This is a genomic window from uncultured Campylobacter sp., from assembly GCF_938045535.1.
In the GTDB taxonomy this organism is placed as follows: Bacteria; Campylobacterota; Campylobacteria; order Campylobacterales; family Campylobacteraceae; genus Campylobacter_B.
In genome coordinates this window covers 1-1203 of sequence record NZ_CALIMQ010000302.1, presented here as the reverse complement: position 1 = coordinate 1203, position 1203 = coordinate 1, and the positions used below count along the sequence as shown (strand labels likewise).

Here is a 1203-nt window from a genome sequence, read left to right as displayed (position 1 = left end):
AACGACGTGGGTGTACTATCCAGCGAGGATTCCGGTGGGTTTAAGATAACCAATAATTACGAAAATGGCGGAAACTATGGCGGGCAGGCTCAGGCTCAGAATTTCGGCGGTCAAAATTTTGGCGGACAGAATTTTAGCAATCAAAATGCTCCTACATTTAATGTGCCTAATACCAATAACGCAGCTTTTGCAAATCAGCCGCCTAAAAACGAGGTTATAGATTTTGGGCGTGCTCCATTGCCGCCTAAATCAAATTTCTCTGGAGGTTCTACAAATACCGCAAGTAGCGCTCCGCTAAGTTCCAGAATTGAGATAAAAACTTCAAATTTAAGCGAAGATAAGCAGAGCTTGGAGAGTAAATTTTACGCGACGAATAAGATTGAGTATTCGCTATCGCTAGCTGAAGAAGCGTATAATAAGAAAGACTACGATAATGCGATCAAATGGGCTCTTACGTCAAATGAGCTTGATAAGGACAACGTCGCCAGCTGGATAATTTTTGCTAAAGCCAATTATAAAAAGGGTCGTAAAGAAGACGCGCTTTACGCTCTTGAGACCTTTAATGCAAAGGCGAAAAATAGCGAAATTTCTAACCTCATTTCAAAGATAAGAAGCGATAAACTATGAAAATTTTATATATTTTAGCTTTTGCGATCGCGTCGTTATTTGCAGTTAGCGCCGATGACGTGCGCAACTGGGATCAGATCGGTCAGTATAACCGCATCTGCCAAGAAAGCGTGCGAAATTTATTCATCGAGGAGCAGAGCGAGGCGCTTGCGAATATGTATGCCAAGGCATGCCTGAAAATGGATAAAGTAAATGAGCTCGTCGTGCCTACGGTGATGCTTTATAAGACGAAAGAGGCTCGCGAGAATGCTTCTCTTTATTCGACCATAATTTTTCAAAAAAAGATGCTTTATTTGGCGCTTTGCGACGGCGTAGACATAAGCTACATAAGAACGCCTAAAATTAATTATATTTTGTCTGAAATTTTTGATAAATTTACGGAGAGAGCATACGTAAAAAAGAGTGATACGTATGTCTTTACCCTAGAAAACGGCGAGCGTGCCGAGCTTTTTATCAAAGAAGAGGAAGAGGTAAAAAAGATGGTAATTGCAATTTATGCTGGCGATAAGCTTAGCTCTATTAAAATTTATTGGTGATCGCGATGACAAAGATTGAAGAGCAGATCGTTGCGATTTT

2 protein-coding genes are annotated in these 1203 nt (G+C 40.6%); both read left to right on the top strand.

Annotated features, from left to right (window positions below):
* On the top strand, window positions 1-627 hold a 627-nt coding region (locus tag Q0095_RS09365), incomplete at its 5' end, for a CDC27 family protein (RefSeq protein ID WP_366806373.1).
* Window positions 624-1163 carry a hypothetical protein gene (locus Q0095_RS09360; RefSeq protein ID WP_177389145.1) on the top strand — a complete coding sequence of 180 codons (540 nt, stop codon included), beginning with the start codon at window positions 624-626 and terminating at the stop codon, window positions 1161-1163. The genes Q0095_RS09365 and Q0095_RS09360, both read left to right, overlap by 4 nt.
* Window positions 1164-1203 lie beyond the last annotated feature (40 nt).